Source organism: Microbacterium sp. NPDC079176, assembly GCF_040686675.1.
GTDB lineage: Bacteria > Actinomycetota > Actinomycetes > Actinomycetales > Microbacteriaceae > Microbacterium.
In genome coordinates this window covers 545,530-568,988 of record NZ_JBFBLM010000002.1, presented here as the reverse complement: position 1 = coordinate 568,988, position 23,459 = coordinate 545,530, and the positions used below count along the sequence as shown (strand labels likewise).

The following is a 23,459-nucleotide window of genomic DNA, read 5'->3' as shown; positions in this document are numbered from 1 at the left end:
CCTCGAGCGATTCAGCGCCCTGGGCGCCGCAACGGCGTCCAGCCGAACGGCACCGGGCCGTCGAACGCTGCTCTCTCCTGGTCGGCGCGCGTCGACCACCCCTGAGCTTCTCCCGGAGTCTCATACGCGCCGCGCGCGACTCGAAGCCCGACGTCCTCATGGTGCATGCGGGGTCCTCCCCCGCGACGCACCGAGGCGCGGACGCTCCACGAATCGTCTGCGAAGCCGCCCCCGCGGAACACGCGATAGTCGTCGTATCGCGCGGGATCCAGCAGATCCCAGCACCACTCCCACACGTTGCCGAGCATGTCGAACAGCCCGTTGAGGTTGGGCAGCTTGCCGCCGACCTCCTGGGGAGCCGACACACCGTCGGCACTCGTCCACGCGGCCTCGGCGAGAGGTGCATAGTGCGGCCCCGTCGACCCTGCCCGGCACGCGTACTCCCATTCGGCTTCAGTCGGGAGACGATAGCCCTCTCCGGTCACGTCCCAGGTGACGTCCTCACCGTCGAATCGGTAGACCGGGTCGAATCCCTCCCACTCCGATGCGGCGTTGCAGAAGTGGATCGCGCGCAACCAGCTCAGGTCCGCGGCCGGTCGACGGGGATGGCGTGAGGAGATCGGAAGGATCTCCGCCAGCTGCTCCTCGGTGATCGGGAAGACGCCGATCTCGAAATCCTCGAGACTGACGGTGCGTTCCACCTTTCGGCGCGCATCATGCAGTGTGACCGACCCGCCCCGGATCGGTCGCATCTCGATATCGGTCACGCCTGCGGCACCCTCTCGACCCAGTCGGGGTACTTCGCGGCACGTCCGTCACCGGACGAGGTGCGCGTGACGCGTCGCCTGACCCACGGGCCGACGAACTCTCGATAGTAGGCGAGCCCCGCGGGGCCACCCGCGGTGAGGGCTGTCGGTGACCACCAGGTCGACGGAGGCTCGTAGCCCAGCCCCTGCAGCACCCGTGCGGCGACTCGGTGGTGACCGGCGGCGTTCATGTGCAGGCGGTCCTCGGACCAGTACTTCGCATCTGCCAACTCGCGGTCGGGCCAGTTCAATGCGCGCACGACATCGTCGCGCCCTTCGACGCGTCGAAGCACGGCATCCGAGAGCTGGTCGCCTCGCCGCTGCACGAGCGATCCCATCGGGAGCTGGCCGCTCGGATTCGCTCCGGAGAGGAGGATCAGGGTGACGCCTTCTTCGTCGCAGCGGCGCAGGACCCGGCTGAACGCGTCAGCGATGTGCTCGAGGTCGGTACGCGGCCGCAGCATGTCGTTGCCTCCGCCGTTGAACGACAGGTGGGTCGGGCGCAGCGCGAGCGCCGGCTCCAGCTGCTGCTCGACGATCGGCCAAGCCAGCTTGCCGCGGATGGCGAGGTTGGCATAGCTGATCGAATGGCCGGCGGCATCGGCCCACCCCTGAGCCACGAGATCGGCCCAGCCTCGCTCGCGGCCGTCGGGCAGCACATCACCCACTCCCTCGGTGAAGGAATCTCCGATGGCCACATAGCGAACGTCTGTCACCTCGACAGCCTATTCCCGCTCGCCGACACCAGGCGCATCAGCGGTCGTCGAGCGCCATCCCGCCGCGATCGACCAGGCCCCACGCCGCCGCGGCCGCGACCACGAAGCACGCGCCGAACACCGCGAACAGCACCGGCGCGCCCCCGGCGACGAGAACGACCGGCACCGCGAGCGGAGCGATGATGGACGCGATACGCCCCACTCCGGCGGCCCATCCCGCGCCGGTGCCGCGAAGCGAGGTCGGGTAGATCTCCGGGGTGACCGCGTACAGCGCACCCCATGCGCCCAGGTTGAAGAACGAGAGAGCCATGCCCGAGGCGATGATCGCGGCTTCGGTCGTCGACGTGCCGAAGAAGACGGCCGAGACCGCCGAGCCGATCAGGAAGACCGACAGCGTCGTGCGTCGACCCCACACCTCGATGAGCCACGCGGCGACGGCGTAACCCGGAAGCTGCGCGAGCGTGATGATGAGAGTGAAACCGAACGAGCGGACGAGATCGAAGCCTGCATCGACCAGGATGCTGGGGATCCAGATGAAGGCGCCGTAGTACGCGAAATTCACGCACAGCCAGACGACCCATAGACACAGGGTGCGCACGCGGAACTCGCCGTTCCACAGTGTCGTCAGACGAGCTCGCGTCGTCACGGCGATCGCCCGCGACATCGGCTCGCGTCTGATCGCGGGCCCCGGCTCGACACCGGCGTCGGCCTCGAACGCCGAGACGATGCGATCGGCCTCGGCGATGCGCCCGCGCGACGCGAGCCACCGAGGCGATTCCGGCAGTCCCCAGCGCACGATCAGTGCGTAGACCGCGGGGATCGCGCCGAGGGCGAACGCCCAGCGCCAGCCGGCGTCGGACGCGGGGATCACGAAGAAGCCGATCAGTGCGGCCGCCGTCCATCCCACCGCCCAGAACGCCTCGAGTATGACGATCAGTCGGCCTCTGATGCGCGCCGGCGCGAACTCGCTCACGTACGTCGACGCCACGGGAAGCTCGGCGCCGAGCCCCAGCCCCACCAGGAAGCGCAGCACGAGAAGCGCGGCGAGGCCGCTCACGAGCGCACTCGCTCCGGTGGCGATGCCGTAGATGAGCAACGTCAGAGCGAAGACCTGGCGCCGTCCGAGCCGGTCGGCGAGAAGTCCGCCCAGCGTTGCGCCGATCGCCATTCCGATGAAGCCGACGGAGGCGATCCACCCGGCATCCGCCTTCGTCAGGCCCCACTGCTGGGTGAGTGCGGCGAGGATGAACGAGATGAGTCCCACGTCCATCGCATCCAGAGCCCACCCCACGCCTGATCCTGTGAGCAGACGAAGGTGGCGGCGCGTGAACGGAAGCTCATCGAGACGCCCGGCGATGGACGCCCGGCTCGGCAGCGCGGTGTTGGCCATCCCCTCATCGTAGAGGGGAGCGCCGCGCTGCCGAGTCCCGCGTCAGTCCTGGGCGGCCAGCAGCTTGCGCACCCGAGGGATGACCTCGGACCCGTAGAGCTCGATGCTGCGCATCATCGAGTCGTGCGACAGCGTGCCGGTGGCGTACTTCATGTCGAATCGCCCGAGTCCGAGCGTCGTGACGGTGTCGGCGATCTTGGCCGCGACCCGGTCGGGAGAACCGACGTAGAGGGCACCCGCGGGACCGACGTCGTTCTGGAACCGCGCCCGGCTGTAGGGAGGCCACCCGCGCTCGCGACCGATGGTGTTGTTCATCGCCTCGAAACCGGAGTACGCGGCCTCCCACGCTTCCTCGTCGGTGTCGGCGATGTGACCAGGCGAGTGCACCGCGATCGGATGCGACGTCGTGCCGAAGGATGCGATCGAGCGGTGGTAGAGGTCGACGAACTGACGGAATCGCCCCGCAGGACCTCCGATGATCGCGAGCATCAGGCCCAGTCCGTGGCGGGCGACCCGCACGACGGATTCGGGGCTGCCGCCGACACCCACCCAGGTGCGCAGACCGTTCTCCGTCTTCGGGAAGACATTCGCGTTCTCGAGCGATGCGCGCATCGAGCCGGACCAGGTCACCGGCTCCTCCTTGAGGAGCTCGACGAAGAGGTCGAGCTTCTGCTCGAAGAGCGCGTCGTAGTCGCGGAGGTCGTATCCGAAGAGCGGGAAGGACTCGATGAACGATCCGCGCCCGAGCACGACCTCGGCGCGTCCGTTGGAGAGCGCGTCGAGTGTCGAGAACCGTTCGAAGACGCGCACCGGGTCGTCGGAGGAGAGCACGGTGACGGCGGTGCCGAGGCGGATGTTCTCTGTGCGCCCTGCGATGGTGGCGAGCACCATCTCCGGGGACGACACCGCGAACTCCTCGCGGTGGTGCTCCCCCACACCGAAGAAGTCGACACCGACGCTGTCGGCTCGCTCCGCCTGCTCGACGATGTTGCGGATCGTCTGCGCGCCGGTCAGGAGCTCGCCGTCGTCGCCTCTCGTGATGTCTCCGAAGGTGTCCAGTCCGAACTCGATGCTCATGTCAGCCCTTTCTATTCAGCTGAATGAACAGCGCACACCGGCGCGGCATTCCCTCAGCGATTCAGAAGTGCCGTGCGGAGCGTGTCGAGTCCGACCCCGCCCATGTCGAGCGCGCGCTTGTGGAACTCCTTCACATCGAAGTCCGCGCCACGCTCCGCCTGATACGCATCGCGCACCTGCTCCCAGATGCGCTGCCCGACCTTGTACGACGGAGCCTGCCCCGGCCAGCCCAGATACCGGTTGACCTCGAACTGCACGAACTGATCGGACATGTTCACGTTCTTGCGCATGAAGTCCAGGGCGTAGTCGGCATCCCACGTGCCCTGACCGTCGAGACGAGGTTTGCCGAGGTGTACGCCGATGTCGAGCACGACGCGGGCTGCGCGCATCCGCTGACCGTCGAGCATGCCGAGCCTGTCCGCCGGGTCGTCGAGGTAGCCGAGCTGCTGCATCAGACGTTCGGCGTACAGCGCCCATCCCTCGGCGTGTCCCGACGTCCCTGCGAGCAGACGGCGCCAGGAGTTGAGCTCCGCGCGGTTGTAGACCGCCTGGGCGATCTGCAGGTGGTGCCCCGGGACGCCCTCGTGGTAGACGGTCGTCAGTTCCCGCCAGGTGTCGAACTCGGTGACGCCTTCGGGCACCGACCACCACATCCGGCCGGGGCGTGAGAAGTCGTCGGTGGGGCCGGTGTAGTAGATGCCGCCCTCCTGCGTCGGAGCGATCATGCACTCGAGGGTCCGGATCGCCTCCGGGATGTCGAAGTGCGTCGCGCCGAGCTCTGCGACGGCACGGTCGCTCGTCTCCTGCATCCAGCGCTGTAGAGCATCGGTGCCCACGAGCTTGCGGGACGGGTCGGCCTCGAGATGGGCGACAGCCTCTTCGACGGTGGCTCCGGGCAGGATCTCGTTCGCGATCGCGGTCTGCTCCGCGACCATGCGGGCGAGTTCTTCGCGGCCCCATTCATAGGTCTCGTCGAGGTCGATCGTCGCGCCGAGGAAACGTCGCGAGTTGAGCGCGTAGAGTTCTCGGCCGACGGCGTCCGTCTCAGTCGCTGCCGGTGCCAGCTCGTCAGCGAGGAAGCTGCGGAGCTCGTCGTAGGCGACCCGAGCGGCGGCCGAGTTGTCGGCCAGAGTACGGGCGAGCGATGCGGGGAGATTGCCTTCCTGAGGCGCTGCCTCGGCGACGAATGCAGCGAAGAATCCGTCGTCGGCGGTATAGCGATCGATCTGCGTCGCGACTTCCACGACCTGACGGCGTGCGGGGGTCACTCCGGCGGCGATGCCTGCACGAAGGGTCTCGGTGTAGCCCCGGAGCGCATCAGGGACCGCGGCGAGGCGGGTGGCGATGACGCTCCAGTCGTCCGCCGTCGCGGTGGGCATCAGGTCGAAGGCCGACCGTACGTCCTGCGCCGCCGACGCGATGACGTTCAGGTCGCGCAGGTGCCAGTCGGCATCGTGCAGTTCGAGGTCGAGACTCAGCTCGGCAGCCAGATCGGTCTTGGTGACCTCATCGATCGCGTCCACGGGTTCGAGCGCTTCGAGCGCGGCGAGGGTCGAACGAGTCGCTCGCACGATCTCCTCGTGCCCCTCGGGGCTCAGGTCGCCGAAACGGTCGTTGACGTCGTCCCGGCCGATGTAAGTGCCGAGCGTCGGAGCGAGCACCGCGATGGTGTCGACCCACTCATCGGCGACTCTGTCGATGGCAGACGGTGTGCGAGAGGAAGAGGTCATCCCTCCAGCGTAGCCCTGCGCCCCGGCGCAGGATATTGGTACCCGTCGCCGGCGCTGCCGGCCCTCGCGGTCGCATCCGTCGTCACGGACGCGCGGTCGGAATCAGTGCGCCGCCTCGTTCCAGTCCTGCCCGCGCCCGACCTGCACGTCGAGCGGCACGGTGAGATCCGCCGCATCGCCCATGCGAGTCCGAACGATCCGCTCGGCCGCGTCCCACTCCCCCGGTGCGACCTCGACGACGAGTTCGTCGTGGATCTGCAGCAGCGCACGCGAGGCGAGTCCCTCCGACCTGAGGTCTTCGTGGATGTGCAGCAGCGCGATCTTCATGATGTCGGCCGCGCTGCCCTGGATCGGTGCGTTGAGCGCCGCGCGCTCGGCGTTCTCGCGCAGCACGCGGTTGGGGCTCGCGAGGTCGGGGAAGGGTCGCCGCCGCCCGAAGATGGTCTCGGTGTAGCCGACCTCTTTGGCCTTCATGACAGATGCCCGGAGGTAGTCGCGTACCGCTCCGAACCGCGCGAAGTACTCGACCATCAGCTGCTTCGCCTCGGACTGCTCGATGCGGAGCTGCTTCGACAGGCCGAACGCGGAGAGACCGTAGACGAGGCCGTAGGACATCGCCTTCACCTTCGTGCGCATCGCGGACGTCACCTCGCTCGGTTCGACTCCGAACACTCGCGCGCCGACGAAGCGGTGGAGGTCCTCACCGCTGTTGAACGCCTCGATGAGGCCTTCGTCGCCGGACAGATGGGCCATGATGCGCATCTCGATCTGCGAGTAGTCGGCGGTGAGCAGCGACTCGTACCCCTCTCCCACCTGGAACGCGCTGCGGATGCGACGCGACTCCTCGGTGCGCACCGGGATGTTCTGCAGGTTCGGGTCTGTGCTCGACAGGCGCCCGGTCTGGCTTCCGGTCTGCACATACGTCGTGTGCACACGGTGACCGATTCCGATCGCAGTGTCGAGCGACTCGATGATCTGACGGAGCTTCGTGGCCTCACGGTGCTGCAGCAGCAGACCGAGGAACGGATGCGGATGCGACTCCTGGAGATCGGCGAGCACCGCAGCATCCGTGGAGTATCCGGTCTTCGTCTTGCGGGTCTTGGGCAGCTGGAGGTCGTCGAACAGCACCTCCTGGAGCTGCTTCGGAGATCCGAGATTGAATTCGCGACCGACGATCCCGAACGCCTCCTGTGCGAGGCGGTCGGCGCGCGTCGCCAGCTCGCCCGAGAACGTCGAGAGGACGTCGTGCGACACCGCGACTCCCGCGACCTCCATGTCGGCCAGGGTGAGCAGGGTCGGAAGCTCGATGTCGGTGAGCACAGCGGCGACCGACTCGGGGATGTCGTCACGCAGAGCCGTGGCGACGCGGAGCGCGAACCAGGCCTCCTGCGATGGGGTGGCGCCCTCCGTCTCCGGCACGAGCTGCGAGGGATCCGCCTCGGGCAGCTTCTCTCCGAGATACCGTTCGACGAGGTCGGACAGGGTCTTGTCGGGGAAGCTCGGTCGCAGCAGCCAGCCGGCGAGACTGGTGTCATAAGCGAGTCCCTGGAGTCGGATGCCGAGGCGCAGCAGCGCCTTCACCTGGGGCTTCGCATCATGCAGCACCTTGGGGCGCGTCGACTCGAGCCACGGTCTCAGCACCTCGATGTCGTCATCGTTCCAGTCGAGTTCGCGGAGCTCGCTCGCGGTCGCGGCGCCGAGACGCGTCGGTGCCCCGCCCTGCACGACGATACGCAGTGCGACGTCGTCCGTCTGCGCGTCGGCCCAGCTGACGAACTCGGCTGCGGTGACCTGCGTCGGTTCGGGCAGCACCACCGTCGCGGCCGGATCGTCGGCGACCTCGCCGGCGCCGACTGCTTCGAAGACACGGGGCAGCAGGGTGCGGAACTCGAGGCGGGCGAAGATGTCGCGCACGGCCTGAGCGTCGATCGGGGCGACCGCGAGGTCGTCGGGAGCGACGGGAAGCTCGACGTCGCGCAGCAGTCGGTTGAGCCGACGGTTACGGCGCACGTCCTCGATGTGATCGCGCAGGTTGCCGCCCACGACCCCCTTGATCTCACCGGCTCGCTCGAGCAGGTCGTCGAGCGAACCGAACTGCGTCAGCCACTTGACGGCGGTCTTCTCCCCCACCTTGGGCACGCCGGGGAGATTGTCGCTCGTCTCTCCCACGAGAGCCGCGATGTCGGGATACTGCTCGGGCCGCACTCCGTAGCGTTCCTGCACGGTCACCGGGTCGTAGCGCTTGAGCTGCGAGACGCCCTGCACGGACGGGTACAGCAGCGTGACGTCGTCGGTGACCAGCTGGATCGTGTCACGGTCTCCGGAGACCACCAGGACGTCGTATCCCTGCTCCGCGCCCTGCGTCGAGAGCGTCGCGAGGATGTCGTCGGCCTCGAAGCCCTCTTTGGTGAGCACGGGGATCGACATCGCCGCGAGGCAGTCCTGCAGCAGCGGGATCTGACCCCGGAACTCCTGCGGGGACTCCGACCGCGTCGCCTTGTATTCGGGATACTGATCGGTGCGGAACGAATGACGGGAGGTGTCGAACGCGATCGCCATGTGCGTCGGCTGCTCGGCCTTGATGAGGTTCACCAGCATCGACAGGAAGCCGTAGATGGCGTTCGTGTGCTGATTGTCCTTCGTCGTGAAGTTCTCGACCGGGAGGGCGAAGAAGGCACGATAGGCGAGCGAATGGCCGTCGACGACCATGAGGGTAGGCTTTGCGGAGTCCGTCACCCTGTCAGCCTAACGAGGACGACAGACACCCGCTGAGGAGGAACCATGAGCGACACTGCCACCAGTGCAGGACTCGACTGGGCGACAGCCCGTGGAATGGGTGCTCTCGCTAAGAAGATGGGCATGGAGTTCCTCGAATTCACCACCGAGCGATGCGTCGCGACGCTCCCGGTCGAGGGGAACACACAGCCCGTCGGCCTCATGCACGGCGGTGCCTACGTGGTTCTCGGCGAGTCGCTCGGCTCGATGGCGGCGAACCTGCACGCGGGCCCGGGCCGACTCGCGGTCGGGGTGGACATCAACGCCACCCACACGCGCTCCGCCACGTCGGGTGTCGTGACGGGCGTCTGCACACCCGTCCATCTCGGCCGCAGCATCACCGTGCACGAGATCGTCGTGACCGACGATCAGGGGCGTCGTTGCTCGACCATCCGGATCACCAACATGATCAAGGACGCTCCTGCGGCAGGCTGAGCGGCTCGACCAGCAGCAACTGGAACAGCAGGTGATCCTGCCACTCCCCCGCGATGCGCAGGTACTGCGACGCGATTCCGATGCGCTCGAAGCCGTTGTCGGCGAGCACACGCTGTGAACCAGAGTTGTGCAGAAGAGTCGCTGCCTGCAGCCTGTGCAGCTGCACCTCGTCGCGGGCGTACTCGGCGACCCGGTGCACGCCGCGGGAAGCGAGTCCCCGCCGCAGACGCGTCCTGTCGACCCAGTAGCCCAGGTCCGCATTCCAGAAAGCCCCGCGGACGATGTTGTTGAGGTTGATCCTTCCGCGGATCTCACCATCGGACGACTCGATCACGAACCGGATGTTGCGACCGGCCGAGGCTTCGATGACGCACTGCTCCGCATGGAACTCCTGCCACTCCGGAGTGAAGAACTCCGGAGCCCTGAGCGGTTCCCACGGCGCGAGATGGTCGCGATTCGCGGAGTACGCTCTCGCGAGGGCCGCGCCGTCGCCGGTCCGGACCGGACGCAGAACATGCTCTGCGTCGAGTGGAAGCAAAGGCTACTTCTTCGGAGCGAGCTGCTCGATGATCGCCTTCGCCACGTCCTGCATCGTCAGGCGGCGGTCCATCGATGCCTTCTGGATCCAGCGGAACGCCTCGGGCTCGGAAAGGCCCATCTTCTCGTTGAGCAGTCCCTTGGCGCGGTCGACGAGCTTGCGGGTCTCGAAGCGCTCGACCATGTCGGCGACCTCGGCCTCGAGCGTGATGATCTGCTCGTGGCGAGCGAGAGCGATCTCGATGGCGGGCAGCAGGTCGTTCGGCGTGAACGGCTTGACCACATAGGCCAGGGCGCCGGCCTCGCTGGCCCGTTCGACGAGTTCCTTCTGGCTGAATGCCGTGAGGAGGACGACGGGTGCGATGTTGCCCTTGTGCAGCTTCTCGGCGGCGCTGATGCCATCGAGCTGCGGCATCTTGACGTCCATGATGACGAGATCGGGGCGCAGCTCGGTCGCCAGCGCCACGGCGGTCTCTCCGTCGCCGGCCTCGCCGACGACATCGAAGCCGTTGTCGCGGAGGATCTCGACGATGTCGAGACGGATCAGCGACTCGTCCTCGGCGACGACGACGCGTCGGGGTGCGGATGACGTGGGCTGCTCGGCTGCCTGTTCTTGCTCGGTCACAGATCCATCCTAGTGGAGAGCGCCTCTGAGGTCCCCCGATGCCGCGGCGCGTGAGGATCGACACTGATCCGCTGCGCTAAAGTCGAAGACGCGACACACGAGCCGGCGTGGCGGAATGGCAGACGCGGAGCACTCAAAATGCTTTGTCCGAAAGGGCGTGTGGGTTCGAGTCCCACCGCCGGCACATCAGAGAACAGCCCTCAGACGAGTGACCAGATCTCATCGTCGATGAGGAGGTAGCGATCCAGCGCGGGCCGCATGGCCGCGTGCAGTTCGCGCTCCGCGACGGCAGGATGCTCTGCGAGCACGACCCGTGTCGGCACCGCCGCACGGATGATCGCGTCGAGGTTCTCGTCGGAGGCGTCCACCGGGGCTCCGTCACGCAGCACGGGCATGTAGGTGCCGCCACCGTAGATGCGGGCTCCGTCGTCCGCCGCGATCGTCTCGGCGATGCGCGTCTGCGCGAGCGGCACCGGCACGCACGCGATCGCGTCGCAGGTTCGGAATCGACGCTTGAGGCGGTATCGGACCCCGATGCTGCCGGACTTCGACGACGTCATCGGATCAGCCATCACCGCAGCAGGGTCGGCCGGGGCCTCGGAACGACCCGCACCGGGCACGCCGCACGGCGGCCGGGCGCTGTCGAGGCGCGCGTCCGTGGCGGGTTCGATGGTCGCTTCATCCATGGGCACGGCGCCCGCGTGGTCTGTCACGGCGTGCGCCAGCACCAGAGTATCCGTCATGCGCTGAGAATCCGTCATGTCGCGGCGCCGACCGGTCCCGAGACGGTGCCCGCGGGCGCCGAGGCCGAGCGGCTCAGGGTTCGGAGAGAGACGCGACCTCGCCGAGGACGCGAGGATCCGCGAGGATCCGGAAGTGCCCGCCTGTGTCGAGCCGGACGTTCCGGCGCGCACCCGGCAGTTCGCTGCCCTCGGGGATATGCGGATCGAAGGTGGCGTACACCGATACGATCCGTTCGTTCACGTCCTGATGCCGAGCGAGCTCCACGATCGAGGGATGCGAGGGGGCGAAGGCCCACAGGGACGGGACAGGGAGTATCCGTGCGTACCGGGAACCGCCGAAGGGAGTCGCGACCGCCAACATGGCGCGTACTCGAGTCCCCGCCGGGCCGGCCATCGCGAGCTTCCCCGCGAGTCCACCCTTGCTGTGCGCGACGAGCAGCACGTCGGACAGGTCCGCGCGCTCGAGGAAGGCCGTCACGACCCGCGCTGCATCCCGCACGGGACGCTGATTGCGTCTCAGGGCATCGACCACGTATATCGGATGACCGCGATCATGCAGGGCCGTGATCAGCGGTTGCATGAAGCGCCATGTCTCGTAGACCCCGGGAAGGATGACGATCGGAGCGGCATGGCCCCCGGCGAATGAAGACGGATCGCGGCGATCGAAGGCCGAGCGCACCTGCCAGTAGGCGGCATAGGCGTAGTCCGCGATCCACCAGCCGGTCCGTCTCACGAGATCGATGATGTCCCCTCCCCTGGCCGCCGCCGCGCCGCATCCGTCACGCCAGACGATACCAACCGCCAGGACTCCCCGGAGAAGGATACGACGAAGGGGCGGAACCGTGGCTCCGCCCCTTCGCCTCTTGCCTGGATCAGACCGTGGCTTCCTTGTAGATCGGAGCCGCGCCGTTCACGGCGTCTCCGACCTTGTGCACGCGGATGTCGTTGGTCGAGCCGACGATTCCGGGAGGGGAACCGGAGATCACGACGACCTTGTCACCCTCGACGGCGAGTCCGCTGCTGAGCAGATAGTCGTCGACCTGCAGATACATCAGGTCCGTGTGCTGGACCATGTCGACGAGCTTCGAGCGGATGCCCCAGGTGAGCGCCATGCGACGGCGGATGCTCGGCTCGGGTGTGAACGCGATCATCGGGATACGCGAGCGCAGACGCGAGAGACGACGCGCCGAGTCACCGGACTGGGTGAACACGCAGAGGAACTTCGCGTCGACGAACTCGGCCACCTCGAGAGCGGCGAGAGTGATCGCACCACCCTGCGTGCGCGGCTTGTTCGTCAGCGGGGCGATGCGCTCGAGTCCGTGCTCTTCGGTGGACTCGATGATGCGAGCCATCGTCTCGACGACGACGACCGGGTAGTCACCCACGCTGGTCTCGCCCGAGAGCATCACGGCATCCGCGCCGTCGAGCACGGCGTTGGCGACGTCGGAGGTCTCGGCGCGCGTCGGCACCGGGCTGTTGATCATCGACTCGAGCATCTGAGTGGCGACGATGACGGGCTTCGCGTTGCGGCGTGCCAGTTCGACAGCGCGCTTCTGGACGATCGGCACGGCCTCCAGAGGCAGCTCGACCCCGAGGTCGCCACGGGCGACCATGATCGCGTCGAACGCGTCGACGATCTCCTCGAGAGCGTCGACGGCCTGCGGCTTCTCGACCTTGGCGATGACGGGGACCTTGACGCCCTCCTCTGCCATGATCTCGTGCACGCGGCTGACGTCTTCGGCGTTGCGGACGAACGACAGGGCGATGAGGTCGGCGCCGATGCGCAGGCCCCAACGGAGGTCGTCCTCGTCCTTCTCGCTGAGCGCGGGGACGTTGACGGCGACGCCGGGCAGGTTGATGCCCTTGTTGTTCGAGACGGCGCCCGCGACGATCACGCGCGTCGTGACGGTGACTCCGTCGGTCTCGACGACCTCGACGCGGACCTTGCCGTCGTCGATAAGCAGGAAGTCGCCCGGCTTGACGTCGTTGGGCAGGCCCTTGAACGTCGTGCCCGAGATCTCCTTGTTGCCGATGATGTCTTCGGTCGTGATCTTGAAGATGTCGCCTTCGGCGAGCTCGTAGGGACCGTTCTCGAACTTGCCGAGACGGATCTTCGGCCCCTGAAGGTCGACGAGGATGGCGACGGCGCGGCCCGCATCGTCGGCAGCGCGACGGACGTTGGCGTAGTTGTTCTCGTGCACGGAGTAGTCACCGTGGCTGAGGTTCAGACGGGCGACGTCCACTCCGGCGTCGATGAGTGCACGCACGGTCTCGTACGTGGAGGTGGCGGGGCCCAGGGTGGCGACGATTTTCGCGCGTCTCAAAGATTGCTCCAGGGTAGTGGGGGATGGAAATCAGGCGACGGTGCCGCCGCTCAGCCTACGCGGGCTGGAGACCGATAGCGACTTCATGTGGTCGCACCGGCTCGGGCAGCACGGTGGTCCCCATGAGGAATCGGTCGACGTTCGCCGCAGCCGCGCGGCCCTCGGCGATCGCCCAGACGATCAGCGACTGTCCGCGACCGGCATCACCGGCGACGAAGACGCCGGGAACCGTGGACTCGTAGCTGTCATCACGTCGGAAGGCACCGCGGTCGGTCACCTGCGGGAGGGTGTCCTCGGAGTAGCCGTCCTGCTCCGGACCGGTGAAGCCCATCGCGATCAGTACGAGATCTGCGGGGATCTCGCGCTCCGTCCCGCTCTTGGGAACCCGGCGGCCGTCGATGAACTCGGTCTCGGCGACGCGGAGCGCGCGCACCTCGCCGACATCGTTCGAGAGGAATTCGACGGTCGAGGCGAGGAAGACCCGCTCGCCGCCCTCTTCATGTGCCGAGGAGATCTCGAACAGCGTCGGCATCATCGGCCAGGGCTGGTGGCCCGGCCGCTCGGTGCCTGGCTGCTTGCCGATCGCGAGGTTCGTCACGCTGATCGCGCCCTGACGGTGTGCGGTGCCGATGCAGTCCGCACCGGTGTCACCGCCGCCGATCACGATGACGTGCTTGCCCTCGGCGGTGATCTGCTCCGGCACCTTGTCACCGGCGACCGCGTGGTTCGACTCGACCAGGTACTCCATCGCGAAGTGCACTCCGTCGAGGTCGCGACCAGGGATAGACAGGTCGCGCGGAACCGTGGATCCGGTGGCGATCACGATGGCGTCGTAGCGGGCGCGCAGGTCGGCCCATGAGATGTCCTTACCGATCTCTACTCCGGCGCGGAAGCGTGTTCCCTCTTCCTGCATCTGGCGAAGGCGCGACTCGAGCTGCCCCTTCTCCATCTTGAAGTCGGGGATCCCGTAACGCAGCAGGCCGCCGATGCGGTCGTCGCGCTCGAACACCGCGACCGTGTGACCGGCGCGCGTGAGCTGCTGAGCAGCGGCGAGACCGGCAGGGCCGGACCCGACGACCGCGACGGTCTTGCCCGTCAGGCGGGCCGGTGGCTGCGGTTCGACCCAGCCCTTGGCGAACGCCTCGTCGATGATCGAGACCTCGATCTGCTTGATCGTGACAGGAGGCTGGTTGATGCCGAGCACGCAGGAGCTCTCGCACGGTGCCGGGCACAGGCGACCGGTGAACTCCGGGAAGTTGTTGGTCGCGTGCAGGCGATCGATCGCCGCACGGCCCTCGCCGCGCCAGGTCAGGTCGTTCCACTCGGGGATCAGGTTGCCCAGCGGGCAGCCCTGATGGCAGAACGGCACGCCGCAGTCCATGCAGCGACCTGCCTGCCGCTTCAGGACGGCCTGGTCGCCGGGCTCGTAGACCTCTTTCCAGTCCATGATGCGCACGGGCACAGGGCGACGCGGGGGAAGCTCACGTTCTGTGACCTTCAGAAAACCTTTGGGATCAGCCACCGGTCACCTCCAGGATGCGGTTCCAGACGATGTCGCCGTCGGGGTCGATGCCCTCGGCGACTGCTTCTTCGCGCATGCTGCGGACTGCCGCGTAGTCGCGAGGAAGCACCTTCGTGAACTGGCCTGCGGTCTCATCGAACCGTGCCAGGATGTCGGAGCCGAGCGGCGAGGCCGTGCGCTCCACGTGTGCCACGATCAGGCTCCGCAGCACTTCGAGGTCGGCTCGGTCGAGCGGTTCGAGCCGGAGCTCGCCGCTGCCGAGCGACTGGGCGTTGATCTTGCCGCTGTCGAGCGAGTGGATGTAGGCCACTCCCCCGGACATGCCGGCGCCGAGGTTGCGACCCGTCGAGCCGAGGATCACCGCGACGCCGCCCGTCATGTACTCGAGCGCGTGGTCGCCCACTCCTTCGACGACGGCGGTCGCGCCGGAGTTGCGCACGAGGAATCGCTCGCCGACCACCCCGGAGAGATACATGGTCCCGGACGTCGCGCCGTAGCCGATCACGTTGCCGGCGATCACGTTCTCGTGCGGAGCGATGGCAGCCCCGCGAGCGGGACGGATCGAGATGTCGCCGCCCGAGAGTCCCTTGCCGACGTAGTCGTTCGCGTCGCCCTCGAGTCGAAGCACGATTCCAGAAGGCAGGAAAGCGCCGAGCGACTGACCGGCGGTGCCGTGCAGCGTGACGTCGATGGTGCCGCTGGGAAGCCCCGCGGCGCCGTGTCGGGAGGTGACCTGGTGACCCAGCATCGTCCCGACGGCGCGTTCGGTGTTCGCGATCGGCAGCTCGACCACCACCGGTTCGCCGTTGAGGAGGGCCGGCTTGGCGATGTCGATGAGCTGCACGTCGAAGTGCTTCTCGAGCTCGTGATCCTGCGTGCGGCGGCTGCGACGCGGTTCGCTCGCCGGGAATGCCGGTCCCTCGAGCACGGGGCTCAGGTCGAGGCCCTCCGCCTTCCAGTGCTGGAGTGCGGCGTTCGCCTCGATCAGCTCGGTGCGGCCGACGATCTCATCAATCGAGCGGTAGCCGAGCTCGGCCAGGATCTCGCGTACCTCTTCGGCGATGAACTCCATGAAGTTCACGACGAACTCCGGCTTGCCGGTGAAGCGCTCGCGCAGCACGGGGTTCTGCGTCGCGACGCCCACCGGGCAGGTGTCGAGGTGGCAGACGCGCATCATGATGCAGCCGCTGACGACGAGCGGAGCCGTCGCGAATCCGAACTCCTCCGCGCCCAGCAGAGCGCCGATGATGACATCGCGTCCCGTCTTGAGCTGGCCGTCGACCTGCACGACCACGCGGTCGCGCATGCCGTTGAGCATCAGCGTCTGCTGGGTCTCGGCGAGGCCGAGCTCCCACGGCGTTCCCGCGTGCTTGAGCGAGTTCATCGGGCTCGCACCCGTGCCGCCGTCGTGACCTGAGACCAGGATGACGTCGCTCAGAGCCTTCGCGACACCCGCAGAGACCGCGCCGATGCCCGACTGGCTGACGAGCTTCGTGTGGATCCGCGCCTCGGGGTTGGCCCGCTTCAGGTCGAAGATGAGCTGCTTCAGGTCTTCGATCGAATAGATGTCGTGGTGCGGCGGGGGCGAGATCAGTCCCACACCGGGTGTTCCGCCGCGCGTGCGCGCGACCCACGGATACACCTTCTGCGGAGGCAGCTGACCGCCCTCGCCGGGCTTCGCGCCCTGGGCGAGCTTGATCTGGATGTCGTCGGCCTCGGTGAGGTACAGGCTGGTGACACCGAAGCGTCCCGAGGCGACCTGCTTGATCGCGCTGCGGCGCTCGGGATCGAGCAGACGGTCGGCATCCTCCCCGCCCTCACCCGTGTTGGACTTGCCGCCGAGCCTGTTCATGGCGATCGCGAGAGTCTCGTGGGCCTCTTTCGAGATCGATCCGTAGCTCATCGCGCCGGTCGAGAACCGCTTGACGATCGCCGAGACCGGCTCGACCTCGTCGAGCGGCACCGGCTTGCGCGTACCGGTCCGCAGCGAGAACAGACCGCGCAGAGTCTTGAGCTCCGCCGCCTGATCGTCGACCATCCTGGTGTACTCGCGGAAGATGTCGTAGCGGCGCTCGCGTGTGGCGTGCTGCAGCTTGAACACCGTCTCCGGGTTGAAGAGGTGCGGGGAACCGTCGCGACGCCACTGGTACTCGCCACCGGTCCAGAGGCGCTCGTGAGCGCGAGCAGCCTCATCCTCCGGGTAGGCGTAGTCGTGACGAGCCTGATTCTCGATGAAGATCTCTTGGATCCCGATGCCGCCGAGCTTCGACTCGGTGCGCGTGAAGTACTTGTCGATGAACTCCTCGCTCAGACCGACGGCCTCGAAGACCTGTGCGCCGGCGTACGACGAGACGGTCGAGATGCCCATCTTCGACATGATCTTCAGCACGCCCTTGCCGAGCGCGTAGATCAGGTTGCGGACGGCCTTCTCGGGGCTGATGCCGGTGATGTAGCCGGTGCGCACCAGGTGCTCGACGGTCTCCATCGCGAGGTACGGGTTGACCGCCGACGCGCCGTATCCGATCAGCGTCGCGACGTGATGCACCTCGCGGACGTCACCCGCCTCCACGATCAGACCGACCTTCATGCGGTTCTCACGACGGATCAGGTGGTGATGGATGGCCGAGACCATGAGAAGCGAAGGGATCGGGGTCAGATCCTTGTTCGAGTCGCGATCCGACAGGATGATGAACTCGGCACCGCTCTCGATGGCCTCATCGACCTCGTCGCACATCTCGGTCAGACGCTTCTCGAGCGTGTTAGAGCCGGCGTCGAAGTGGTACAGGCCCCTGATCGTCACGCTGGAGCGATCGGGAAGAGCCTTGTCGATGTGACGGATCTTCGCGAGCTCGTCGTTGTCGATCACCGGGAAGTCGAGCGACACCGTGCGGGTGTGGTCGGGACCCCAGGTGAGCAGATTGCTCTCGGGGCCGAGACCGAGCTTCAGACTCGTCACGACCTCTTCGCGGATCGAGTCGAGCGGCGGGTTGGTCACCTGCGCGAACTGCTGAGTGAAGTAGTCGAAGAGCAGGCGGGGACGCTTGCTGAGGACCGCGATCGGAGTGTCGGATCCCATCGCGCCGAGAGGCTCGACACCGTTCTGGCCCATCGGGGTCAGCAGGATGCGCACCTCCTCCTCCGTGTAGCCGAAGGTGCGTTGACGGCGGGTGATCGATGCGGGCGGGTGCACGATGTGCTCACGCTCGGGGAGGTCCGCGAGCCGCACGGAACCGGCATCCAGCCATTCCTGCCACGGGTGCATGGTCGCGAGATCGTGCTTGATCTCCTCGTCTTCGATGATGCGTCGCTGCGACGTGTCGACGAGGAACATCTTGCCGGGCTGCAGGCGTCCGCGACGCTTGATCCGCTCGGGTTCGAAGGTGAGCACACCGGTCTCCGAGCCGATGACGATGAGGCCGTCGGTCGTCTCGGTCCACCGCCCGGGGCGGAGCCCGTTGCGGTCGAGGGTCGCGCCGACGACGGTGCCGTCGGTGAAGATGAGCGCCGCGGGGCCGTCCCAGGGTTCCATCTGGTTCGAGTGGTACTCGTAGAACGAACGAAGCTCCGGAGAGATGTCGGACTGCTTCTCGTATGCCTCGGGGACCATCATCATGATGGCGTGCGGCAGGCTGCGACCGGTGAGGGTGAGCAGCTCGAGCACCTCGTCGAACGACGCGGAGTCGCTGGCACCGTCGGTGCAGATCGGCAGCAGCGGCGCGACGTCGCCCAGCAGCTCGGATTCGAGCTGCGACTGGCGAGCCCGCATCCAGTTGCGGTTGCCGCCGACCGTGTTGATCTCGCCGTTGTGCGCGAGCATGCGCAACGGCTGAGCGAGCGGCCAGGAGGGGAACGTGTTCGTGGAGTAACGGGAGTGCACGACCGCGAGCTCGGACATGAAGCGCTCGTCCTGCAGGTCGGGGTAGAACGGCTCGAGCTGCAGCGTCGTGACCATGCCCTTGTAGCCGAGAGTGCGGGCGGACAGCGTCACGAAGTAGGCGCCGAGCTCGTGACCGGCGCGCTTGCGCAGTCGGTATGCGACGCGGTCGAGGGCGATGCCGGTGAGCGGGGCGTCCGAGTGCGTCGCTCCCCCGGCGCTCACGAAGAGCTGCTCGAAGGCGGGACGCGCCTCGTCGGCGAGCTTTCCGAGGTTGTCGTTGACCGTCGGAACCTCGCGCCAGCCGAGGACGCGGAGTCCCTCCGAGCGGGCGATCTTCTCGATGCCGGCCTTCTGCTGGCGGCGCTCGCTGGAATCGCGCGGCAGGAATGCCAGGCCCGCGGCGTACTCGCCGACCGGGGGCAGTTCGAAGTCGGTGACGGCGCGCAGGAACGCGTCCGGCATCTGCGTAAGGATGCCCGCGCCGTCTCCGGTGCCGGCATCCGAGCCGATCGCCCCGCGGTGCTCCAGGTTGCGCAGCGCTTCGAGCGCGAGCGCGATGATGTCGTGGCCCGCCTCGCCGCGGAGGGTCGCGACCATGGCGAGGCCGCAGGCGTCCTTCTCGAACGCCGGGTTGTACATGCCCTGCTTCGGGGGGTAAGCGCCGGAAGCGCCGTAGGGAGGCTGAAAATACACCAGTACCGTCCTCAGATCTTCGGATGACCCGGGGGCGTCATTGGCCGGGTGGATGCGATGGGGTCCGCACGGACCGGTGGGCTATCGAGCGCCTTCCGAGTCCGTGGGAGCGGTGCTTGTGGCGCTGGCTCCTGCGGCGACTTCTTCGGACGGAGGCTCACTCACGTCCACGAAATCGGAGGGATTGTTCTGCGATTCTACATCAGCGTCGAGGTCCTTCCGGCCGCGGCCGGGCTGGTAGGGCGACGGCTCGAGACCGGGGTGACGGCGAGACTGGACGATGAGGATCGCGATGCCCACGATGATGCCGATGATGGCGGCCCACACGTTGCTGCGGAGACCCAGGATGATCTCGCTCGGATCGATGCGGATCGACTCCCAGACCACACGTCCGGCGCTGTACCAGATGAGGTAGATGGCGAAGAGCTTTCCCCACTGCAACGCGGTCGCCTTGCGGCTCAGCCAGAGCAGCACCATCACGCCGAGACCGTTCCAGATCACCTCGTACAGGAACGTGGGGTGGAAGAGCGTGCCCTCGGGAAGGCCGGGAGGGAACGCGGAGTTGTCGGAGGGGATCTCGAGGCCCCACGGCAGGTCGGTGGGCAGACCGTAGAGCTCGTTGTTGAACCAGTTGCCGAAACGGCCCATGGCCTGTGCGAGCAGGAGCCCGGGTGCCAGTGCGTCGGCGAAGGTCCAGAAGCGGATGCCGGTCCAGCGGCATCCGAGGTACGCGCCCACTGCGCCGCCGATGAGGGCGCCGAAGATGGCGATACCGCCCTCCCAGATGGCCCAGACGGATCCGGGTTCGAAGGGATTCCAGGTGTTCCTGCCCTCGCCGAAGTAGAAGTTCGGGTGGGTCAGGACGTGGAAGATGCGCGCGCCGATGATGGCCAGCGGAACGGCGAGGATCGAGATGTCGATCACGACCCACGGCTCTGCACCGCGCTTGGTGAGGCGGTGGTTGGTGAGCAGTACCGCCGCGATGATGCCGGCGATGATGCAGAGCGCGTAGAAGTGGATCCGGAGCGGGCCGAGGTCGATGTAGGAGACCGTGGGGCTCGGGATGCTGGCGAGCACGCCGCTGAAGGTGCTGTGGAGCGCGAGGGACATGAGTGCGATTCTAGTTCTCGTGTACGGGGCGTGCCGACGACGTGCCGACCGCCAGGTTTCGGGTGACCTCTGCGAGGGCGGGGATGCCGCCGTCGCGGAGGGCGCGGACGAGTGCGGTGCCGACGATGGCGCCGTCCGCGTATTCGGAGACTCCGGCGATCTGCTCGGCGGTCGAGATGCCGATCCCGACGCAGGCGCGGATGTCGCCGTGCTCGCGAAGGCGTCCGACCAGGGTGCGCGCAGCGCGGTCGAGCTCGGTGCGCTCACCGGTGATGCCCATGGTCGAGACGGTGTAGACGAAGCCGGTGGACGACTTCACGACGAGGTCGAGGCGCTCGTCGGTCGAGGTGGGCGCGGCGAGGAAGACGCGGTCGAGGCCCGTGCGCTCGCTCGCTGCGATCCACTCCCCTGCCACGTCAGGGGTGATGTCGGGCGTGATCAGGCCCGCTCCCCCCGCTGCCAGCAGGTCGTCCGCATAGCGATCGACGCCGTACTGGAACACCGGATTCCAGTACGTCATGACCAGGACGGGCACATCGGTGGCGTCGGTGATCGCGCGCACGGCCGTGAAGAGGTCCTTCATCTTGAAGCCGTTCGCGAGAGCCGCGGTGGTCGCCTCCTGGATCACGGCGCCGTCCATCACCGGGTCGCTGTAGGGCGGTCCGAGCTCGATGATGTCGACGCCGTTCTCGGCGAGGGCGATGGCGGCGCGGATGCTCGTCTCGAGGTCGGGGTAGCCGACGGGGAGGTATCCAACGAAGGCGCTGCGGCCCGCGTCATGGGCGGCGGCGATCGCCTGTTCGACGCGGCTCACAGCTCCGGCTCCCCCTTCGACGCGGCTGCTTCGGCGTCGCTCTCGTCGGCGACATCGTGCGCGAGCGCCTCGGCGTCGTAGAGGTCGAAGTAGCGGGCCGCGGTGTCCATGTCCTTGTCGCCGCGACCCGAGAGGCAGATCGCGAGCACGGCGTCCGGGCCCATCTCACGTCCGAGGCGCAGGGCGCCCGCGAGGGCGTGGGCGGACTCGATGGCGGGGATGATGCCTTCGGTGCGGCTCAGCAGGCGCAGCGCCTGCATGGCCTCATCATCGGTCGCCGGGATGTACTCGGCGCGACCGATGTCGGCGAGCCAGGAGTGCTCCGGCCCCACGCCCGGGTAGTCGAGACCTGCGGAGATCGAGTGCGACTCGACCGTCTGGCCGTCTTCGTCCTGGAGGACGTAGGTCTTCGCGCCGTGCAGGATGCCGGGACGCCCACGCTCGATGGAGGCCGCGTGGCGAGGTGTGTCGACGCCGTCACCGGCCGCCTCGACTCCGTAGAGCTTCACGCCGGCGTCGTCGAGGAACGCATCGAACATTCCGATCGCGTTCGAGCCGCCTCCGACGCACGCGATGACCGCGTCAGGCAGTCGGCCGACCTCGTCGAGCAGCTGCTGGCGAGCCTCTTCGCCGATGATCTTCTGGAAGTCCCGAACCATCGCGGGGAACGGGTGCGGCCCCGCCGCGGTGCCGAAGATGTAGTTGGTCGTCTCGACGCTCGCCACCCAGTCGCGGTACGCGTCGTTGATCGCGTCCTTCAGCGTGCGCGATCCGGAGGTGACCGCGATCACCTCCGCGCCGAGCAGTCGCATCCGCGCGACGTTGAGCGCCTGGCGCTCGGTGTCGACCTCGCCCATGTAGATGGTGCAGTCGAGGCCGAAGAGAGCGGCAGCGGTAGCCGTGGCGACGCCGTGCTGGCCTGCCCCCGTCTCGGCGATCACGCGGGTCTTGCCGAGGCGCTTCGTCAGCAGCGCCTGCCCCAGCACGTTGTTGATCTTGTGCGAGCCGGTGTGGTTGAGGTCCTCGCGCTTGAGGAACACTCGCGCTCCGCCGGCGTGCTCGGCGAACCGGGCGACCTCGGTGAGCGGCGACGGGCGCCCGGCGTAGGAGCTGAGCAGAGACGCCAGCTCGTCGCGGAAGACCGGATCGACGATCGCGTCGGCGTATGCCGCCGAGAGCTCGTCGATCGCGGCGATCAGCGACTCGGGCATGTAGCGTCCGCCGTAGTCGCCGAACAGTGGACCGTGCTGGTCTCGCAGGCTCATCACGCCTCCAGGAAGCTCTTGAGTGTGGCGACCGGGTCGCCCGTGACGAGCGCCTCCCCGATCAGGACGACGTCAGCGCCCGCTGAGCGGTAGTGCCTGACGTCTTCAGGTGTGAGGACCGCGGATTCCGCGATCTTGACCGCGGTCTCAGGGATCCGGTCGACGAGACGGCCGAAGAGATCGCGGTCGAGCTCGAGGGTCTTCAGGTCGCGCGCATTGACGCCGATCAGCGATGCCCCGAGATCGATCGCGACCTCGAGCTCGTCGGCCGAGTGCGTCTCGACGAGCGGCGTCATGCCGAGCTCGGTGATGAAGCCGAAGAGCTCACGGAGCACATGCGGCTCGAGCCCCGCGACGATCAGCAGCACGAGATCGGCACCGGCGGCTCGTGCTTCGAGGACCTGATATCGATTCGCGATGAAGTCCTTGCGCAGCACGGGAAGGGACACGCGCGCGGTGACAGCTTCGAGATCGGCGAGGCTGCCGCCGAACCGGCGTTCCTCGGTCAGGACGCTGATCGCCGACGCGCCGCCCGTTTCGTACAGCGACGCCTGGAGAGCGGGATCCGGGATCTCGGCCAGGGCGCCACGCGACGGGCTCGCGCGCTTCACCTCGGCGATGATCTTCACGCGCTCGGCGGGAGCGAGGAACGCCAGGGCGTCCTTGGCGGCGGGGCGTGCGAGAGCATCGCGTTCCACCTCGGCCAGTGGCCTGGTGAGAGCGCGACGCTCAGCGTCTGCGACTGCGCCGGCCGTGAGGTCGGCGAGCACCATTAGTGCGCCTTCGGCGAGTACTTGGGGCCCTTCACGCCGTAGCCGGCCCTCGCGAGCAGCCAGCCCACGAGCGCGCCGATCGGGATGATGGCCGCGCCGACCCAGATCAGGGCGACCCAGACGGGGCTGAACTCGGCGAGGCAGAACGCCAGCGTGCCGATCGTGAAGCCGGCGAGCATGATGATGACGCCCGTCCATGCGGCAGGCGAGTGTCCGTGGCCGGGGTCAGCGATCGGGTTGGTCATGG

19 protein-coding genes and 1 tRNA gene are annotated in these 23,459 nt (G+C 67.5%); 2 read left to right on the top strand and 18 right to left on the bottom strand.

The window, feature by feature from the left end; genetic code table 11:
- Nucleotides 1-11: 11 nt before the first annotated feature.
- The 6 genes from AB0P11_RS06825 to polA form a co-directional block, all read right to left on the bottom strand.
- The gene (locus AB0P11_RS06825) at nucleotides 12-767 is read right to left on the bottom strand and encodes a formylglycine-generating enzyme family protein (protein ID WP_230100794.1); all 756 of its coding nucleotides are present in this window, start codon (nucleotides 765-767) and stop codon (nucleotides 12-14) included.
- Entirely contained in the window at nucleotides 764-1,522 is a 759-nt protein-coding gene (locus tag AB0P11_RS06820) for an SGNH/GDSL hydrolase family protein (protein WP_056278756.1), read from the bottom strand. The genes AB0P11_RS06825 and AB0P11_RS06820 overlap by 4 nt, the downstream gene beginning before the upstream one ends.
- A gap of 37 nt (nucleotides 1,523-1,559) precedes the next feature.
- Entirely contained in the window at nucleotides 1,560-2,912 is a 1,353-nt protein-coding gene (locus AB0P11_RS06815; RefSeq protein ID WP_072591281.1) for an MFS transporter, read from the bottom strand.
- A 42-nt stretch (nucleotides 2,913-2,954) separates the two neighbouring features.
- A complete protein-coding gene (locus tag AB0P11_RS06810; protein ID WP_056278758.1) occupies nucleotides 2,955-3,989 on the bottom strand; it encodes an LLM class flavin-dependent oxidoreductase in 1,035 nt (344 codons plus the stop codon).
- Between the two features lie 53 nt (nucleotides 3,990-4,042).
- Nucleotides 4,043-5,719, bottom strand: a complete 1,677-nt coding sequence (locus AB0P11_RS06805; protein WP_053096084.1) for a DUF885 domain-containing protein — start codon at nucleotides 5,717-5,719, stop codon at nucleotides 4,043-4,045.
- Between the two features lie 102 nt (nucleotides 5,720-5,821).
- On the bottom strand, nucleotides 5,822-8,455 hold the full coding sequence (gene polA, locus AB0P11_RS06800; RefSeq protein WP_363520724.1) for a DNA polymerase I: 2,634 nt from the start codon (nucleotides 8,453-8,455) through the stop codon (nucleotides 5,822-5,824).
- 45 nt (nucleotides 8,456-8,500) lie between these two features.
- On the opposite strand from polA, the gene AB0P11_RS06795 reads away from it, so the two are divergent.
- A complete protein-coding gene (locus tag AB0P11_RS06795) occupies nucleotides 8,501-8,929 on the top strand; it encodes a hotdog fold thioesterase (RefSeq protein ID WP_363520721.1) in 429 nt (142 codons plus the stop codon).
- On the opposite strand, the gene AB0P11_RS06790 is transcribed toward AB0P11_RS06795, so the two are convergent.
- Together AB0P11_RS06790 and AB0P11_RS06785 are read right to left on the bottom strand one after the other, a co-directional pair.
- Nucleotides 8,904-9,467 carry a GNAT family N-acetyltransferase gene (locus AB0P11_RS06790; RefSeq protein ID WP_363520719.1) on the bottom strand — a complete coding sequence of 188 codons (564 nt, stop codon included), beginning with the start codon at nucleotides 9,465-9,467 and terminating at the stop codon, nucleotides 8,904-8,906. The genes AB0P11_RS06795 and AB0P11_RS06790 overlap by 26 nt on opposite strands.
- A 3-nt stretch (nucleotides 9,468-9,470) precedes the next feature.
- On the bottom strand, nucleotides 9,471-10,091 hold the full coding sequence (locus AB0P11_RS06785) for a response regulator (protein ID WP_042536652.1): 621 nt from the start codon (nucleotides 10,089-10,091) through the stop codon (nucleotides 9,471-9,473).
- A 101-nt stretch (nucleotides 10,092-10,192) separates the two neighbouring features.
- On the opposite strand from AB0P11_RS06785, the gene AB0P11_RS06780 reads away from it, so the two are divergent.
- A tRNA-Leu gene (locus AB0P11_RS06780) sits at nucleotides 10,193-10,275 on the top strand.
- Nucleotides 10,276-10,291: 16 nt separating this feature from the next.
- Here the strand turns inward: AB0P11_RS06780 and AB0P11_RS06775 are convergent.
- The 10 genes from AB0P11_RS06775 to AB0P11_RS06730 all read right to left on the bottom strand — a co-directional run bounded on the left by AB0P11_RS06775 (nucleotide 10,292) and on the right by AB0P11_RS06730 (nucleotide 23,457).
- Nucleotides 10,292-10,834, bottom strand: a complete 543-nt coding sequence (locus tag AB0P11_RS06775; protein WP_363520716.1) for a hypothetical protein — start codon at nucleotides 10,832-10,834, stop codon at nucleotides 10,292-10,294.
- 73 nt (nucleotides 10,835-10,907) lie between these two features.
- Nucleotides 10,908-11,567 carry an alpha/beta hydrolase gene (locus tag AB0P11_RS06770; protein WP_363520713.1) on the bottom strand — a complete coding sequence of 220 codons (660 nt, stop codon included), beginning with the start codon at nucleotides 11,565-11,567 and terminating at the stop codon, nucleotides 10,908-10,910.
- A gap of 139 nt (nucleotides 11,568-11,706) precedes the next feature.
- The gene (gene pyk, locus AB0P11_RS06765; protein WP_053096089.1) at nucleotides 11,707-13,158 is read right to left on the bottom strand and encodes a pyruvate kinase; all 1,452 of its coding nucleotides are present in this window, start codon (nucleotides 13,156-13,158) and stop codon (nucleotides 11,707-11,709) included.
- Nucleotides 13,159-13,213: 55 nt separating this feature from the next.
- On the bottom strand, nucleotides 13,214-14,680 hold the full coding sequence (locus AB0P11_RS06760) for a glutamate synthase subunit beta (RefSeq protein WP_053096090.1): 1,467 nt from the start codon (nucleotides 14,678-14,680) through the stop codon (nucleotides 13,214-13,216).
- Complete coding sequence (gltB, locus tag AB0P11_RS06755; protein WP_157538235.1) at nucleotides 14,673-19,196, bottom strand: glutamate synthase large subunit; 4,524 nt, start codon at nucleotides 19,194-19,196, stop codon at nucleotides 14,673-14,675. Before gltB ends, AB0P11_RS06760 begins: the two co-directional genes overlap by 8 nt.
- 135 nt (nucleotides 19,197-19,331) lie before the next feature.
- Entirely contained in the window at nucleotides 19,332-20,360 is a 1,029-nt protein-coding gene (lgt, locus tag AB0P11_RS06750) for a prolipoprotein diacylglyceryl transferase (RefSeq protein WP_363520709.1), read from the bottom strand.
- A 10-nt stretch (nucleotides 20,361-20,370) separates the two neighbouring features.
- Nucleotides 20,371-21,174 (bottom strand): tryptophan synthase subunit alpha, encoded by an 804-nt coding sequence (gene trpA, locus AB0P11_RS06745; protein ID WP_053096094.1) that lies wholly within the window; start codon nucleotides 21,172-21,174, stop codon nucleotides 20,371-20,373.
- Nucleotides 21,171-22,439 (bottom strand): tryptophan synthase subunit beta, encoded by a 1,269-nt coding sequence (gene trpB / locus AB0P11_RS06740; RefSeq protein WP_053096096.1) that lies wholly within the window; start codon nucleotides 22,437-22,439, stop codon nucleotides 21,171-21,173. Before trpB ends, trpA begins: the two co-directional genes overlap by 4 nt.
- Nucleotides 22,439-23,209, bottom strand: coding sequence for an indole-3-glycerol phosphate synthase TrpC (trpC, locus tag AB0P11_RS06735; protein ID WP_072592282.1), 771 nt, complete (start codon nucleotides 23,207-23,209; stop codon nucleotides 22,439-22,441). Before trpC ends, trpB begins: the two co-directional genes overlap by 1 nt.
- Nucleotides 23,210-23,211: 2 nt before the next feature.
- Entirely contained in the window at nucleotides 23,212-23,457 is a 246-nt protein-coding gene (locus tag AB0P11_RS06730) for an HGxxPAAW family protein (protein WP_053096098.1), read from the bottom strand.
- Between the last annotated feature and the right edge of the window lie 2 nt (nucleotides 23,458-23,459).